The organism is Paraburkholderia sp. BL27I4N3, assembly GCF_003386115.1.
Lineage (GTDB): Bacteria > Pseudomonadota > Gammaproteobacteria > Burkholderiales > Burkholderiaceae > Paraburkholderia.
In genome coordinates, this window is sequence record NZ_QREJ01000001.1 from 551,987 (window position 1) to 568,113 (window position 16,127).

General features: G+C 64.0%; 15 protein-coding genes. 9 read left to right on the top strand and 6 right to left on the bottom strand.

What is annotated here, in order from left to right:
- From B0G71_RS02520 to B0G71_RS02545, 6 genes are read left to right on the top strand one after another with little or no spacing between them, the layout of a single operon-like run.
- Window positions 1-498 (top strand): hotdog family protein, encoded by a 498-nt coding sequence (locus B0G71_RS02520; protein ID WP_258875473.1) that lies wholly within the window; start codon window positions 1-3, stop codon window positions 496-498.
- Window positions 495-1,220: a 3-ketoacyl-ACP reductase FabG2 gene (locus B0G71_RS02525; protein ID WP_116139531.1), complete on the top strand. Its 726-nt coding sequence runs from the start codon at window positions 495-497 to the stop codon at window positions 1,218-1,220. The genes B0G71_RS02520 and B0G71_RS02525 overlap by 4 nt, the downstream gene beginning before the upstream one ends.
- Entirely contained in the window at window positions 1,220-2,446 is a 1,227-nt protein-coding gene (locus B0G71_RS02530; RefSeq protein WP_116139533.1) for a beta-ketoacyl-ACP synthase, read from the top strand. Before B0G71_RS02525 ends, B0G71_RS02530 begins: the two co-directional genes overlap by 1 nt.
- Window positions 2,443-3,684: a beta-ketoacyl synthase N-terminal-like domain-containing protein gene (locus B0G71_RS02535; protein ID WP_116139535.1), complete on the top strand. Its 1,242-nt coding sequence runs from the start codon at window positions 2,443-2,445 to the stop codon at window positions 3,682-3,684. Before B0G71_RS02530 ends, B0G71_RS02535 begins: the two co-directional genes overlap by 4 nt.
- 36 nt (window positions 3,685-3,720) lie before the next feature.
- Complete coding sequence (locus tag B0G71_RS02540; RefSeq protein WP_116139536.1) at window positions 3,721-4,143, top strand: signal peptidase; 423 nt, start codon at window positions 3,721-3,723, stop codon at window positions 4,141-4,143.
- Between the two features lie 60 nt (window positions 4,144-4,203).
- The gene (locus B0G71_RS02545) at window positions 4,204-4,647 is read left to right on the top strand and encodes an excinuclease ABC subunit A (protein WP_116139538.1); all 444 of its coding nucleotides are present in this window, start codon (window positions 4,204-4,206) and stop codon (window positions 4,645-4,647) included.
- Between the two features lie 115 nt (window positions 4,648-4,762).
- On the opposite strand, the gene B0G71_RS02550 is transcribed toward B0G71_RS02545, so the two are convergent.
- The gene (locus B0G71_RS02550) at window positions 4,763-5,491 is read right to left on the bottom strand and encodes a class I SAM-dependent methyltransferase (RefSeq protein ID WP_116139540.1); all 729 of its coding nucleotides are present in this window, start codon (window positions 5,489-5,491) and stop codon (window positions 4,763-4,765) included.
- Window positions 5,492-5,626: 135 nt separating this feature from the next.
- On the opposite strand from B0G71_RS02550, the gene B0G71_RS02555 reads away from it, so the two are divergent.
- The 3 genes from B0G71_RS02555 to B0G71_RS02565 all read left to right on the top strand — a co-directional run bounded on the left by B0G71_RS02555 (window position 5,627) and on the right by B0G71_RS02565 (window position 7,965).
- On the top strand, window positions 5,627-6,871 hold the full coding sequence (locus tag B0G71_RS02555) for an NAD(P)/FAD-dependent oxidoreductase (protein ID WP_116148284.1): 1,245 nt from the start codon (window positions 5,627-5,629) through the stop codon (window positions 6,869-6,871).
- 201 nt (window positions 6,872-7,072) lie between these two features.
- Window positions 7,073-7,483: a CHAP domain-containing protein gene (locus tag B0G71_RS02560; protein WP_404935312.1), complete on the top strand. Its 411-nt coding sequence runs from the start codon at window positions 7,073-7,075 to the stop codon at window positions 7,481-7,483.
- An 8-nt stretch (window positions 7,484-7,491) separates the two neighbouring features.
- Entirely contained in the window at window positions 7,492-7,965 is a 474-nt protein-coding gene (locus B0G71_RS02565; RefSeq protein WP_116139544.1) for a DUF3828 domain-containing protein, read from the top strand.
- A 108-nt stretch (window positions 7,966-8,073) separates the two neighbouring features.
- Here the strand turns inward: B0G71_RS02565 and guaD are convergent, their stop codons facing one another.
- From guaD to xdhA, 5 genes are all read right to left on the bottom strand, one after another.
- The gene (guaD, locus tag B0G71_RS02570; RefSeq protein ID WP_116139546.1) at window positions 8,074-9,447 is read right to left on the bottom strand and encodes a guanine deaminase; all 1,374 of its coding nucleotides are present in this window, start codon (window positions 9,445-9,447) and stop codon (window positions 8,074-8,076) included.
- A 105-nt stretch (window positions 9,448-9,552) separates the two neighbouring features.
- On the bottom strand, window positions 9,553-10,605 hold the full coding sequence (locus B0G71_RS02575; protein WP_116139547.1) for an adenosine deaminase: 1,053 nt from the start codon (window positions 10,603-10,605) through the stop codon (window positions 9,553-9,555).
- Window positions 10,606-10,687: 82 nt separating this feature from the next.
- Window positions 10,688-11,704 carry a xanthine dehydrogenase accessory protein XdhC gene (gene xdhC, locus B0G71_RS02580; RefSeq protein WP_116139549.1) on the bottom strand — a complete coding sequence of 339 codons (1,017 nt, stop codon included), beginning with the start codon at window positions 11,702-11,704 and terminating at the stop codon, window positions 10,688-10,690.
- A 105-nt stretch (window positions 11,705-11,809) separates the two neighbouring features.
- Window positions 11,810-14,215, bottom strand: coding sequence for a xanthine dehydrogenase molybdopterin binding subunit (xdhB, locus tag B0G71_RS02585; protein WP_116139551.1), 2,406 nt, complete (start codon window positions 14,213-14,215; stop codon window positions 11,810-11,812).
- The gene (gene xdhA, locus B0G71_RS02590) at window positions 14,215-15,762 is read right to left on the bottom strand and encodes a xanthine dehydrogenase small subunit (RefSeq protein WP_181916703.1); all 1,548 of its coding nucleotides are present in this window, start codon (window positions 15,760-15,762) and stop codon (window positions 14,215-14,217) included. The genes xdhB and xdhA overlap by 1 nt, the downstream gene beginning before the upstream one ends.
- Window positions 15,763-16,127 lie beyond the last annotated feature (365 nt).

A 16,127-nucleotide genomic window follows, 5' to 3' on the forward strand; every position in this document is an offset into this window, starting at 1 on the left:
ATGAGCCACGCGATGAACCCCACGCCCACCGTTGACGAACTGGTCCATCAGCCGATCGAAGCGATCATCCCGCATCGCGGCACCATGCTGCTGATCGACTCGGTCGACACGTTCAGCGAAGAAACGCTGACTGCACGCGCCATGGTGCGTGCCGACGCCTGGTATGCCGACGCCGATGGCGCGATGCCCGCGTGGATCGGAATCGAACTGATGGCGCAGGCGATCGCCGCGCACGTCGCGTTGCTGGCCATGCGCGGCGGCGGCCGCGCGCGGCCCGGCGTGCTGCTCGGCTCGCGCAGCTACAAGGCATTGCAGCCGTCATTCGAGGGCGGCGCGCAGTTGTCGGTCCACGTGGTGGAACTGCTGCGCAGCGAAGAGGGTCACGGCGCCTACGAATGCATGATCCGGCACGGCGATGCGATATGCGCCGAAGCTGTCATCAAGGTCTTTCAACCGCGCGATTTTCAGTCATTCATCGAAGGGAGTTTCAGTTCATGAGCCGGCGTGTTCTCGTTACCGGCGCAAGCCGCGGCATCGGCCGCGCGATTGCGTACAAATTGGCCGCCGACGGTTTCGCGGTGTCCGTGCATTGCCGCACGGGGCGCAGCGAAGCCGAGGCGGTGGCGACGGGCATCGCCGCTCAAGGCGGCACGGCGCGCGTGCTGCAATTCGACGTGCGCGAGCGCGCGGTGTGCCGCGAAGTGCTTGAAGCGGACGTTGCGGCGAACGGCCCGTATTACGGCATCGTGTGCAGCGCGGGCGTGACGCGCGACGCCGCGTTCCCCGCGCTCACCGAAGAAGATTGGGACATCGTGATCGAAACCGGTCTCGACTCGTTCTATAACGTGGTCCATCCGTTGACCATGCCAATGGTGCGCGCCCGCAAGGGTGGCCGCATCGTCACGATTGCTTCGGTGTCCGGCGTGATGGGCAATCGCGGCCAGGTGAACTACAGCGCGGCGAAGGCCGGCCTGATCGGCGCGAGCAAGGCGCTGGCCGTCGAACTGGCGTCGCGCAATATCACCGTCAATTGCGTGGCGCCGGGTCTGATCGAGACCGGCATGCTCGATGAAATGCCGCTCGAGCAGGCGCTCAAAACGGTGCCGATGAACCGCGTCGGCCAGCCTGCCGAGGTGGCGTCCGTGGTCAGCTTCCTGATGTCGGATGCGGCCTCGTATGTCACGCGTCAGGTGATCGGCGTCAACGGCGGGATGATCTGATGAAGCGCGTCGTCATAACCGGCATGGGCGGCGTCACGGCGTTGGGCGATAGCTGGGACGTGATCGAAGCGCGCTTGAAGAGCGGCCTGAACGCCGTGCGCCGCATGCCCGAGTGGGATTACTTCGAATCGCTGCATACGCGGCTCGCGTGTCCGCTGCCGGGCTTCACGACGCCCGCGCATTATCCGCGAAAGAAGACGCGTTCGATGGGTCCGGTGTCGATGTACTCGGTGCGCGCCAGCGAACTGGCGCTCGCCGACGCTGGCCTTGCCGACGACGACACCATCAAGGACGGCCGCATGGGCGTCGCGTATGGTTCCTCGTCGGGCTCGGTGCAGCCGATCCGCGCGTTCGGCACGATGCTCGAAACCGGCTCGATGAGCGACGTCACGTCGAACAGCTACGTGCAGATGATGCCGCATACCACCGCGGTCAACGTCAGCCTGTTCTGGGACCTGAAAGGGCGGATCATTCCGACCTCTTGCGCTTGCGCGTCGGGCAGCCAGGCGATCGGCTACGCGTATGAAGCAATCCAGAGCGGCAAGCAGACACTGATGCTGGCGGGCGGCGCGGAGGAATTGTCGGGGCCGGCGGTCGCCGTGTTCGACACGCTGTACGCCACCAGCACGCGCAACGACGAGCCGCATCTCACACCACGTCCATTCGACGCCGCACGCGACGGCCTCGTGGTCGGCGAAGGCGCGGCCACGCTGGTGCTCGAAGAATATGAACATGCGGTGGCGCGCGGCGCGCGGATTCACGCGGAGATTGTCGGCTTCGGCTGCAACTCGGACGGCGCGCATATGACCCAGCCGACCGCCGAGACCATGGCGCTCGCGATGCGGCTCGCCCTCGACGACGCGCAACTGCCGCCTGAAGCGATCGCGTATGTGAACGCGCACGGCACCTCGACGGATCGCGGCGACATTGCCGAAAGCCATGCGACCGCGCAGACCTTCGGCGCGCGTATGCCGATCAGCTCGCTCAAGAGTTACGTCGGCCACACGCTCGGCGCGTGCGGCGCGCTCGAAGCGTGGTGGACCATCGAGATGATGAAGCGCAACTGGTATGCGCCGACCTTGAACCTGGAGAATGTCGATCCGGCCTGCGCGCCGCTCGATTACATCGTCGGCACGGGCCGAGAAATCGACGCCGAATATGTGATGAGCAACAACTTCGCGTTCGGCGGCATCAACACGTCGCTGATTTTCAGGCGCGTTCGATGAGCGTCGCGATGCAGCGCGTGGTCGTGACCGGCATGGGCATCGTGTCGTGTCTCGGCAACACGCTCGATGAAGTCTCCGCAGCCTTGCGCGCGGGCCGCTCGCGAATCGAACGGATCGAGGCATGGCGCGAGCGCGGCTTCGGCTCGCAGGTCGCGGGCGTTGCGTCAGTCGCGCATGAGACGCCGTTCGACCGCAAGCTCGAACGCTTCATGGGTGACACAGCGCGGTTTGCATGTCATGCCGCGCGCAAGGCGATCAACGACGCCGGGCTCGCCCCGGCGCACTTGCGCTCGCCGCGCGCGGGCACGGTGATCGGTTCGGGCGTCGGCAACATGCTGAGCTACGACGCGGCCATGACTGTCGCCAACACGCGCGGCGTCGAGAAAGTGCCGCCCTACGTCGTGCCGCACGCGATGAGCAGCACCGCGTCGGCCAACGTCGCGCAAGTGTTCGGGCTCGAAGGCGTCAGCTACTCGCCGTCGTCGGCGTGCACGACTTCGGCGCTCGCAATCGGCCAGGCGATGCAACTGATCCAGACCGGCCGCCAGCAGATCGTGCTGGCCGGCGGCAGCGAGTCGTTGCACGACAACATGACGCTGATGTTCGACGCGATGGGCGCATTGTCGCGCCGCTTCAACGACACGCCGCAGACGGCATCGCGCCCCTACGACACGGAGCGCGACGGTTTCGTGATCGCGTCGGGCGGCGGCGTGCTGGTCCTCGAAGCACTCGATCACGCGCTCGCACGCGGCGCACGGATCTACGCGGAGCTCACAGGGTTCGGCGACTGCACGGACAGCGCAGGCATGGTCACGCCGCGCGCGGCGGGGATCGCGCGCGCCATGCGCGGCGCGCTAAACGAGGCGGGCAAGCGGCCCGACTACATCAACACGCACGCACCGTCGACGCCGCTCGGCGACCTGGAAGAACTGCACGCGTTGAAGGAGGTGTTCGGCGCGGCGTTCGACCGTCGCGTGCCGGCGTTTTCGTCGACCAAGGGCATGACCGGGCATCCGCTTGGCGCGTGCGGCGCGCACGAGGCGATCTACACACTACTGATGATGCGCGGCGGCTTCATTGCGGGTACGGCGGATATCGACACGCCGGAGCCGGCGCTCGACGGCATGCCGCTCGTGCGCACGACGCGTGAAGCACGCATCGGCACGGCGATGTCGGTGTCATACGGGTTCGGCGGCAGTTGCGCGAGTTTGGTGTTCGAAGCATGGCAGGGCGGCTGAAACGGCCGCGACTTTAATAAAACGAGGGTGATAAGAATGAAAAGAACAGGTGTATTGGGTGCGCTGGCAGTCATGGCGCTGACGCTGACGGGTTGCGCCACGCAGGTGAAGTCGCTGCCGCTCGCCGCGGCCGGCGGCGAATCGCGCGGCAACGTGCCGGTGTATTTCGGTCAGCAGGATCACCCGGCGGTCAAGAGCAGGTTGGGCGACGTGTCGTACTCCGTGCGGATCGCGCGCAAGGTCGCCGATCCCGACGACGCCTGCCACGAAGCGCTTGTCGAAGCGGTGCGCAAACTGCGCGCGGCGGCCAACGAACGCCACGCCAATGCCGTCATCGATGTGTCGACGCGTTTTCATAGCAACGAGAGCAACTCGTCGACGGAATTCACCTGCGGCGTGAGTCCGAGCGCCGCCGCGATTGCGGTGAGCGGCCAGCTCGTCGTGCTGGAATCGAACTAAGCCGAACCAGGCTAATTGAAATAGAACTCACAGAGCAACAACAACCACCAAGGAGTCTCAATGAAACGCCATCTTCTATTTGCTGCATTGTTTGCTTCGTTTGCCACGCTGAGCGCTGCGCCGGCTTTCGCTCGCGATACGGTCAGCTACTTTCCGGTCGAGCAGGCCTTGCAAAGCGAACCCGGCAAAGTGAGCGAAGACATCGGACTGTATTTCGCGGGCCAGCGCCATCCGGCTGTCGCGAAGACGATGGGCGAATTCGCCACCAACAAGAAGACCAACGCGTTCGGCAAGAGCGATTTGCAAGCCTGCCAGCACGTGTTTCTCTCCGCAGTGATCGAGTTGCAGGAACGCGCGCGTAAGGAAGGCGGCAACGCCGTGATCAACATCAAGAGCAACTACAAGAACGAATTGCGCGAGAGCGCCACCGAATACACTTGCGGCGCGGGCGCAGTGGTTGCCGGCGTCGCGCTGACGGGCGAAGTGGTGACGCTGCGCAAGTAAGAATGGGTCCGCGCAGATCAGCGCGGAGAACTGCGCATGCGCGCGAGGCAAGCAGGAAGGCGGTGTACGCCGCCTTGCGCTGTTTTATCGCATCAGGCGCGCGCCTTGCTGCGCATTAACTGGCTTTGACCGCCGCGACATTGACCAGCGTTTCCCGACGCTTGCCGGGTTGCGGATGAGACAGCCCGAGCCGCTCGAACAGACCAAAGTCTTTCGCGCGGCTCCACCAGAGATAGGGCAGCGACACGTTGCGCTCGCTGAAGTGAAAGCCGCCGCGCCGGATCATGTCGAGGTAGCCGTCGGCGCTCTTTTGCACGTGCATCGGGTGGCGGAACAGCAGCCGGATCACCCACGATTTGATGTACGCGTCGGTGGATTCGGCGAATAGCAACACGCCGCCCGGTTTGAGCACGCGGTGGAACTCGGCGAGCGCGCGGTCCTGCTCGACCAGGTGGTGGAAAGTTTGATGGCAGAACACGATATCGGCGCTTGCGTCGGGCAGCGGCAATTTCGCGCAGTCGCCGTGCAGCAGCTCAATATCTGCCAGCTTGTCACGGCAGGCGTTTGCCGCCTGAGCGGCGAGCGCCAGCGACGGCTCGTGGAAGTCGATGCCGACAAGGCGGCGTGGCTTGAACGCCTGCGCGAGCAGACGGAAGGAAATGCCCTGGCCGCAGCCGACGTCGACGATCACCGGCGCCTCGGGCAAGGGCGTATCGATCAGGCGTTTGAGGTCGTTGATCGCGACCCGCAGCACATGATGTTCCCAGGTATAGGTACGCAGGAACCAGATTCCGAAAGCCGTTTCCGGCACGAAAGGCACACTGGATGTTTCGGATGGCGACACGCTGGGCTCCCCGCGAAATGGCGTCTTGCTGTACCCGCCCTGAAGACATCCTTCGAGGCGTCAAAGCGTAGTTGTAACGAGACGTAAGGATGCAGCGAAATGCTGCTCCGGGCAAGCCAAACGATTGAGGCAATTTTGAGTACACATTCTTCAAAGCGCACGACAGTCGATGTCGTGATCATCGGCGCCGGACCGGCGGGCGCGGTGGCGGCGGCCTTGCTGCGCAAGACCGGGCGTTCCGTGCTGGTGCTGGAACGCCAGCACTTCCCGCGCTTTTCCATCGGCGAGAGCTTGCTGCCGCAGAGCATGGCCTATCTCGAAGAGGCCGGCATGCTGCAGGCCGTGGTCGAAGCGGGCTTCCAGTACAAGAATGGCGCGCATTTCGTGTATCGCGACCGGTCGTCGGCGTTCGACTTCCGCGACAAGCACTCGCCGGGTTGGGGCACCACCTACCAGGTGGAACGCGCGGTATTCGACGACATTCTGATCCGCTGCGCGGCGGAGCAGGGTGCCGAGGTGCGCTTCGGCCACGCGGTGCGCGCGGTTCATATCGGGGCCACGCCTTTGGTCGATGTGATCGACGAAGCGGATCACGCATATCAGATCGAAGCGCGTTTCGTGTTCGACGCAAGCGGCTTCGGCCGTGCGTTGCCGCGCCTGCTGAACCTCGAAGCGCCGACGCGCATGCCCACGCGCGCCGCGATCTTCACGCACGTCCAGGACGGCATTCCATTTGGCGTGACGGACCGCAACAAGATTTGCGTGGCGACGCATCCAGAACACCGCGACGTGTGGTTCTGGATGATTCCGCTGGCGGGCGGACGTTCGTCGGTGGGGTGTGTCGCCGAGGCGAGTTTCCTCGACGTGCCGGACGCGGAGCGCGACGCGAAGCTGCGCGCGCTGATCCAGCAGGAGCCGACGCTGAATCGTTTGATCGGCAACGCGCCGTTCCTGATGCCGGTTCGCCACATCGGCGGCTATGCGGCGAACGTGGAGCGTCTGCATGGGCCGGGTTACGCGCTGCTCGGCAATGCGGGCGAGTTTCTCGATCCGGTGTTTTCGTCCGGCGTGACGATTGCGTTGCGCTCGGCGCATCTCGCGGTGGAAACCTTGAATCGTCAACTGGACGGCGAGCAGATCGACTGGTCGGCCGCTTACGACGTGCCGTTGCGCAAGGGCATCGATACGTTCCGTGCTTTTGTGGAGCGCTGGTATTCGGGTGCGCTGCAGGACATCATTTTCTATCCGGAGCAGACGCCGTCGATTCGCCGCATGATCAGCGCGGTGCTAGCGGGTTATGCGTGGGACGAGACGAATCCGTATGTGGCTGATCCGGTGCGTCGGTTGAATGCGTTGCATGAGGTGTGCATGCAGCGGTGAGTTGGCTTCGCGGTGGGCATTAAAAGAAAACGGCGCTTCGGGATCGAAGCGCCGTTTTCTATTCAGTTCTGGGAATCAATTCGAGTCCCGATCAAGGCGGAGTTGCTCCGCCAACCTGATCTGGGCGCGCTGTGCCGAGGTCGCCGCGCAAGGTGTGCAAATGCAAACAAGTGTCAGCAAATGATTTCAAGACGAGTGGGGGTGGCTAGCATTCAGGTTCAATTAAAACTCGAGGACCCACGAATGCCTGCGTATGATCGAACAGCCGCCGCCCAGTATGTCAACGCTCATGCCTCGGTGATAAGCACGGGTCATTGCGCAAAGTTTGTGCGACTGGCGATTGAGCGAGGCGGGATCATGATTGATCGAACGCGAGACGCGAAAGACTACGGACAATCATTGATCAGCGCCGGATTCTATGAAGTCAATTCCGCTTACCTTACAAAGGGGGACGTGGTTGTGATTCAGCCCATTGCGAGCCATCCTGCTGGACATATGGCGATGTTCGACGGGCGAATCTGGGTTTCGGACTTCAAGCAATATCACGGCTTCTACCCGAATCAGGAATATCGGACCGTACAACCGCCGTACAAAATCTACCGCCACAACTGAACACGACAATGAAGAAATATCTAGCGGTTCTCGCCGCCGCGCTCAGCATGGTTTTGGGTCTGCTTTTTCACCCGCTGGCTCTGGCGCACGGGGAATCGGCCACGCCCGAGGCAAGCGCGAAGGCGTTTTACGCGTGGTACATAAAGCGCGATTCGGAAAATCGTGGATTTCCCTTGCTCGATAAAGACATTTTCCAATACGTAGCAAAGCCGACTGTCGAGTTCTTGCGCGCGGAATACAAGGCCAACAAGTTCGCCGGTGACAGCGATCCTTTTACGAAAGTTCAGGATTACGACGGAAAGGACTGGGCCGCACATATTGAAGCACGACCAGCCCTAATGTTCGGCGACACTGCTGTCGTTCCGGTCGTCCTCGGACGCGACACCAAGGCCACGCTTCAGACGGTTCTGGCATTCATGCGGAAGCAACCGGGCGGCCAGTGGAAAATCATCAAAGTCGATGACCTTAACGGCTCCGAATAGCCGTCGTTCCAGGTGATGAGCGCGCAAGCCACGCGCGGCGGCCATCAAAGAAAAACGGCGCTTCGGGATCGAAGCGCCGTTTTCTATTCATCCGCGTAACTCACCAGCTCAAGCAGCGATCCTCGCCGCGCTCGACGCAGCCTGCCGCGCATCATCACGACGGTGCACGCGCTTGCCGGCCGCATACGTCTCATAGATTGCGCGATCGTCGCCGAGCAGCGCGAACGCGAACAGCAACTCTTCGAGCGTTTCAGTGCGCGCGGTGCGGCGCGCGAGCAGCGGCGTTGCGCGCGGATCGAGCACGACGAAGTCCGCTTCCGACTTCGGCTTCAGCGTGCCGACCTTGTCAGCCAGATCGAGCGCTTCGGCCGCGCCGGCGGTCGCGAGATAGAACATGCGCGTGGCCGTCAGATGATGGCCGCCCAGACGCGCCACCTTGTGCGCCTCGTTCATGGTCTGCAGCATCGAGAACGAGGTGCCGCCGCCGACGTCCGTGGCCAGTGCGACCGGCATGCCGGCTTCATCGGCCTTGTCGAAGTCGAACAGGCCGCTGCCGAGGAACAGGTTCGAGGTCGGGCAATGCGAGGCGACCGTGCCGGTTTGCGCCATGCGCTTGCGGTCTTCCTCGTCGAGGTGGATGCAATGGCCGTACACGGCGCGGCGGCGCAGCAAACCGTAGTGATCGTAGATGTCCAGATAGCTGCGGTGGCCCGGGAACAGATCGGCGACCCATTTCACTTCGTCGTGATTCTCCGCGACGTGGCTCTGGATAAAGATGTCGGGGTTCTTGCCCGCCAGCACGCCGCACGCTTCCAGTTGTGCTTCAGTCGAAGTTGGCGCGAAACGCGGCGTGAGCGCGTACATCTGGCGGCCGCGATTGTGCCAGCGGCCGATCAACTCGGCGCTGTCGTCATAGCCCGACTGCGCGGTGTCGCGCAGGAACTCGGGGCAGTTGCGGTCCATCAACACCTTGCCGGCCACCATGCGCAGATTGCGCGCTTCGCTCTCGGTGAAGAGCGCGTCGGCCGACTCCTTATGGACCGTGCAATACACGAGCGCGGTGGTCGTGCCGCACGCCAGCAGTTCGTCGACGAAAAAGCTCGCGGTGTCGCGCGCGTAGGCCGGATCCGTGAAGCGGCGCTCGGTCGGAAACGTGTACGTTTCGAGCCATGGCAACAAACCCGGCGCCGGCGAGGCAATCATGTCCGTCTGCGGATAGTGAATGTGCGTATCGATGAAACCCGGCACGATCAGCTTGTCGCGCATTTCCTGCACTTGCGTACCGGGCGCGAGTTGCGGCGCGAGGGCGGCATACGCGCCGGCCGCGACGACATGGCCGTCTTCGACGATCAACAAACCGTCTTCGTTGAAGACTGCCGCGTTGGGCGATTGCGCGGGATCGCCGTTGAAGGTCAGCAATTGCGCGCGGAATGCCGCTTGGGCCGGTTGGGCTGCTTTGGCCGGGTTGGCAGATTGAGTCATGGAAAAACCGTCTCCGATTGTGGAAAGCTGCACAGCCCGGACGACGGTTAACACCTCGGCTCACTCATGAGCCCGTGCCGCCGCCGGCTGCGATATCTCGGCCCGTCAGTGCGGACCGCTTGGGTGCCAGTGCGCGTCGAGCTTCGCGATCAGTTCGCTGCGTTGCTCGGGCGTGACGAACGACGCTTCGAAGCTGTTGCGGATGATCGTGTAGACCTCGGCATCGTTGAGCTTCAACGCGTCGATGGTGGCGAAATAATTGGCGTTCACGTAGCCGCCAAAGTAAGCCGGATCGTCGGAATTCACCGTGACGGCCACGCCGCGATCGAGCAGGTCCTTCAGCGTGTGCTTGGTCAGGTCGTCGAATACGCACAGCTTCAGGTTCGACAGCGGGCACACGGTCAGCGCGACGCGCGAATCGGCCAGACGCGTGACGAGCGCCGGATCTTCGATGCTGCGCACGCCGTGATCGACGCGGTCCACTTTCAGCAGATCGAGCGCTTCATAGATATACGAGGGCGGGCCTTCTTCGCCGGCATGCGCCACGAGTTTGAGGCCGAGCGCGCGCGCCTTGGCGAATACACGTTCGAACTTCGAAGGCGGATGGCCGCGTTCCGACGAATCGAGACCGACGCCGATCAGGCGATGCTTGTATTGCTCGAACAACGGCCGCGCTTCTTCGAAGGTGGCGAGCGCGTCTTCTTCGGACAGATGGCGCAGGAAGCACAGAATCAGCTTGCTCGTCATGCCGCGCTTTTCCGCGTCAGCGAGCGCGCGTTCGATGCCCGCCACGACGGTCGCGATCGGCACGGCGCGTTCGGTGTGCGTCTGCGGGTCGAAGAAGATTTCGCTGTGAATCACGTTGTCGGCGAGGCAGCGCTCGACATAGGCCATCGTCATGTCGTAGAAGTCCTGCTCGTGCAGCAGCACGCTCGCGCCCGCATAGTAGATGTCGAGGAACGATTGCAGATCGGTGAACGCATATGCGGCGCGCAGGGCGTCGATCGAGTCGTACGCGAGCTTCACGCCGTTACGCTCGGCGAGCGCGAAAATCAGTTCGGGTTCGAGCGAGCCTTCGATATGGATGTGCAACTCGGCCTTCGGTGCCAGCGCGGTTTTTTCGGCCAGCGGCGTGGGGGTAACAGTCGTTGTAGTCATGGTCGGTCAGGAGTTTGTTGAATCGCTTTTGGAGTCTTCGCGCACCGGATGCGTGAGCGTTGTCTCGAACACATGCCGCTCATCAAACCGTCTGCGTGGCGTGATGCACGCCCGCGTTCTGCTCGACGGCCTGAAGCACCTGCGCCGCCGCCGAGATCGCGATGATCTCCGGCGACTTGTCGACGATGCCGTCCACGCCGAGCGGGCACTTCATCCGCGCGATCAGCGCCGGATCGATCCCGCGCGCGGCCAGCCGGTGTTCGAACTGCTTGCGCTTGCTTTGCGAGCCGATCATGCCGAAGAACGCGAAGTCGCCACGCCGCAGAATGCGCTCGGCCAGTTCGAGATCGAGCGCATGGTTGTGCGTCATCACGATGAAGTACGTGTTCGGCGCGGCCTGGTCGATGGCTTCGTCGGGGGCGTCGTTCGGATCGATCTTCACGTTCGGCGCATGCAGCGTTTCCGCGGCCGGAAATTGCGCGTCGCGTTCGTCGACCCAGCGGACCTCGCACGGCAGCGTGGCCAGCACGCGAACCAGCGCGGCGCCCACGTGGCCGGCGCCGAACAGCACGACCGAGAAGTCGCCTGGCGCGATGGTTTCGGTGAGCAGCGCGCCACTGTCGTCGAAACCGGCGCCGTCCCACAGCAGGCAGTCGGCGGCGTCGACGCCCGGCTCGGGGTCGGACAGCATCACCGCATCCGGTGCGGGGCCGAATGATACGCTACGCACCGTCGACTGGCCCGCGGCCACGCGTTTCGCGAGCGTCGTGATCCAGCCGAGGTCGCCCACATCGAGCCGCTCGAATGCGAGAATCACCGCGCCGCCGCAGCATTGGCCGAGACTTGGGCCGAGCGCGAAACGCTCCAGCCGGCGCATATGCGGTGAGCGCATGCCGTCGCGCAGCACCTGGCGCGCGGTCTCAATGGCTTTCCATTCGAGGTGTCCACCGCCGATGGTGTGTTTCGCCGAATCGCGCGTGACGATCATCTTGGTGCCGGCTTCGCGGGGCGCCGAACCTTCGACGCGCGCGACCGTCACCAGCACGGCGGCGTCACCGTGCGCGAGCAGTTGTTGCAGGTCAGGCAGCCAGGCTTGCATCCGGCGTTCTCCATACGTGGCCGCGCGGGGTGTCCGTGCGGCTGGTTGAGTGTGGCCTGGCGCGTTCGTGTCGCGTCAGGCCGTGGGGTTATCTTTTCACGCCTTTCACGCGGTCGTGTCGGTCGTCGCGGGTTCCGTTGCCGGTGGCGGCGCGGGCTGCGGTTGCAAGGCGTCCAATGCGTCGAGAATCGCTTCGGGCGTGGCCGGCGCGCGCAACTGCGGCGCCTCCTGCGCATCCGGCACGGCGGCCGCGATCGCGTCGCGAATCGCCAGAAACACCGAGAACGGCAACAGCAACGGCGGCTCACCCACGGCCTTCGAGCGGAACACGGTCGGCTCGGCGTTGCGGTTCTGATAGAGCTGCACGTGGAACGCGGCGGGCGTGTCGCTGACCGCGGGAATCTTGTAGGTCGACGGCGCGTGCGTCATCAGGCGGCCGTCACGGTTCCACCAGAGTTCCTCGGTGGTGAGCCAGCCCATGCCCTGAACGAAGCCGCCTTCCACCTGGCCGATGTCGATGGCCGGATTGATCGATTGCCCGGCGTCGTGCAGCACGTCCGCTCGCACCAGTTTCCATTCGCCGGTCAGCGTATCGATCACGACTTCCGAGACCGCCGCACCATACGCGAAGTAATAAAACGGGTGACCGGTCAGCGTTTTCGCATCCCAATGCACTTTCGGCGTGGTGTAGAAACCGTCCGACCACAACTGCACGCGCGCCAGATACGCGGCGCCGACCAGTTGTTCGAACGGCATCGCGCCACCGTTCACCGATACTTCGCCGTTGGCGAATTGCACGTCGTTCGCCGTGCCGCCGAGTTGTTTTGCGACGAGTTCAGCAAGCCGCGCGCGAATCGTTTTTGCGGCGGCTTCGGCGGCCTTGCCGTTCAGATCGCTGCCGGTGGATGCGGCCGTTGCCGAAGTGTTCGCGATCTTGGAAGTATCGGTTGCCGTGACCCGCACGCGCGCGAGCGGCAAGCCGAACTCGTTGGCGACCACTTGCGCGACTTTGGTGTTGAGCCCTTGGCCCATTTCCGTGCCGCCATGATTGACGAGCACCGAGCCGTCTTTGTACACGTGCACCAGCGCGCCGGCCTGATTCAGAAACGGCACGTTGAACGAAATGCCGAACTTCACCGGCGAAAACGCGATGCCGCGCTTAAGCACCGGACTGCCTGCATTGAACGCCGCAATCGCTTTGCGGCGCGCGCGATAGTCGCTGGTGCCGAGCAGTTCGTCGGTCAGTGGCGCGATGATGTTGTCCTCGACGCGCTGTCCGTACGGCGTCGTGTCGCGCCCGCCGATGCCGTAGTAGTTGGCGAGGCGCACGTCGAGCGGATCGCAGTTCAACTGACGCGCGATGCTGTCGAGCATCACCTCCATCACGAGCGCGCCTTGCGGGCCGCCGAAGCCGCGAAACGCGGTGTTCGATTGCGTGTTGGTCTTGCAGCACAGCGCGACGATGTCGACGTCGGACAGGTAGTACGCATTGTCGAAATGGCAGACGGCGCGCGTGGCGACCGCGCCGGAGAGATCAGCGGAATAGCCCGCGCGCAACGCGATTTCGACGCGCGCGCCGAGAATGCGGCCGCTGTCGTCGAAGCCGGCTTCGTACGCGTAGACCGCGTCGTGGCGCTTGCCGGTGATCATGAAATCGTCGTCGCGGTCGGCGCGCAGTTTGACCGGACGGCGCAGCAGTTTCGCGGCGAGGGCGGCCACGCAGGCGAACACTGCCGATTGCGATTCCTTGCCGCCGAAGCCGCCGCCCATGCGCCGGCATTCGCACACCACATTGTGCTGCGGCCAGTCGAGCATATGCGCGACCACCTGTTGCATCTCGCTCGGGTGCTGCGTCGAACTGTAGACGAGCATGCCGTCCAGTTCCTTCGGCACCGCGTACGCAATCTGGCCTTCCAGATAGAACTGTTCCTGCCCGCCGACTTCGAACGTGCCGCTGATCCGGTTCGGCGCTGCGGCAATCTTTGCATCCGGCTCGCCGCGTTTCAGATGCAGCGGCGGCAGCACGAACTGCTTCGCGGCTTTGGCGTCGGCGGGCGTGAGGATGGCTTCGAGCGGTTCGTAGCGGATCACGTCGTCGCTCTTTGCGAGCGCGGCGGCGCGGCGGGCGAGGTCGTGGCTTTCGGCGATCACGGCGAACACCGGTTGGCCGAGGTACAGCACTTCATCGACGGCGAGAATCGGGTCGTCGTGCAGCACCGGGCCGCAATTGTTCTCGCCGGGGATATCTTCCGCGGTCAGCACGGCGATCACGCCCGGTGCTTTCCTGACCGCGTCCAGATCCATCGACACGATCCGCGCATGCGCATGGCGCGACAGGCCGAGCGCCGCGTGCAGCGTGCCTTGCAGTTCGGGCGCGTCGTCTGTGTAGGTCGCTTCGCCGCTCACGTGCAGCGCGGCCGATTCATGCGGCAGCGACACGCCGATCGACGCGTCGCTTGCGTGAGCAACGGGCCTCGCGGCATGTTCGACAAAAGCATCGGTGCGGTTCATCACGACGGCTCCTTCGCAACGGCGGCGTCCGGCGCGCCGGCTTCGAACGCGAACGCATTCACGTCGAAGAGGGCGAGGGGCGCGTCATCGCGCGTTTCGAGGTGGAAGCGCCACAGCACGTTGCGCGCCACCTTCAGTCGATACGCGCTCGACGCGCGCATGTCGGTGAGCGGCTGGTAGTCGGCGACCAGCGCATTCATGGCTTGCCGCGCGGTGCTTTCGTCCCAGCTTGCGCCGTTCAGGACGGCTTCGGTCTGCGCGGCCCGCTTCGGCGTCGCCGCCATGCCGCCGAACGCGATGCGGGCTTGCTGAATCACGCCGTCTTCGCCGAGGTGCAGCGCGAACGCCGCGCACACGGCCGAGATGTCCTGGTCGTAGCGCTTCGACACCTTGTAGGTACGAAAGCGCAGATTGCCGGCCGGCCGCGGCACGCGCAGCGCCGCGAGGAATTCGCCGGCCGCGAGCGCGGTCTTCTGGTAGCCGAGGTAAAAGGCGTCGAGCGGCAGCGTGCGCGTTTTTGGACCATGACGCAGCACGACTTCGGCGCCGAGCGCGAGCAGCGCCGGCATCGAATCGCCGATCGGCGAGCCGTTCGCGACGTTGCCGCCGAGCGTGCCGGCATTGCGGATCGGCAGCGACGCGAAACGCGTCCACAGTTCGGCGAGTTCGGGGTAGTCGATGGCGAGTGCCGCATACGCCTCTTCAAGTGTGACAGCGGCGCCGATCGTCAGCGTCTGCGCATCGCGCTCGATCGTCTTCAATTCGGCGACGTTGCCGATGTACAGAATGTCGCCGAGATCGCGGAATTGCTTGGTGACCCACAGGCCGACGTCGGTGCTCCCGGCCAGCAGTCGCGCGTGTGGACGGTCGGCGCGGAGTCTGGCGAACGCATCGAGTGAGATCGGCGCATAAAAGGTGGGTGAACCGAACGCGGCGCCGCGCGTGTCGGGCGCACAATATTCGAAGGTGTCGCGCCGTTGCAGTTCGCGCAGCTGATCCGCGACGGCCTTGCGGTCGAGCGTCACGCGCGGGAATTGCGGATAGTCAAACATTTTCTGCGACGCGTCGACGATCGGCCGGTAGCCGGTGCAGCGGCACAGATTGCCGGAGAGCGCGGCGTTGATCTCATCGCGGGTGGGCAGGCCGGCGGCGGCCGGCTGGTTTTCGTACAGCGCCCACATCGACATCACGAAACCGGGCGTGCAGAAGCCACACTGCGAACCGTGGCAATCGACCATGGCCTGTTGCACGGGGTGCAGGGCGCCGTCGGCGGCGCGCAGATCTTCGACGGTGAAGAGCGCGCGGCCGTCCAGCGTCGGCAGAAACTGGATGCAGGCATTGACCGCTTTCAGCGCGAGGCCACCGTGCGCGTCCAGTTCGCCGATGACCACCGTGCAGGCGCCGCAGTCGCCTTCCGCGCAGCCTTCTTTCGTGCCGGTGCAATGCAGATCTTCGCGCAGGTGCTGAAGCACGGTGCGCGACGCAGGTACGCCCGCAACCTCACGGACGGACCCCTGGTGATAAAAGCGGATGGTTTGCGTTGTCATGGCGAATCCGAAAGACAGTGCGGACCGGGCGCGCGTTACGCATGGGGCCGCGCCGAAGCCGGCCTCGCGCACGTAGATCGCCATCCAGTTCCGAAGATAGCATTACCTTGTCCCAAAAAGATTTCCCATCTCGCATGAAGCTTATTCGGAAGCGGTCATGAGATAAGTACGATTCGCGGCAAGGCGGGAAGTTGCGTGAGCCGGCGGAAGTCTGAAAACCAGGCGGGGCGGGGCGTTGCGGGGGAAATAGACGGTCTGGCGGACCAGAGACGGCGTGGTTTGGGGGCGAAAAAATGCCGGATTTCGCGTCGCGCGTTCGGCGGCACAAAATCCGGCTTTAGTCGTTCAGGAATGGTGAACGCGGG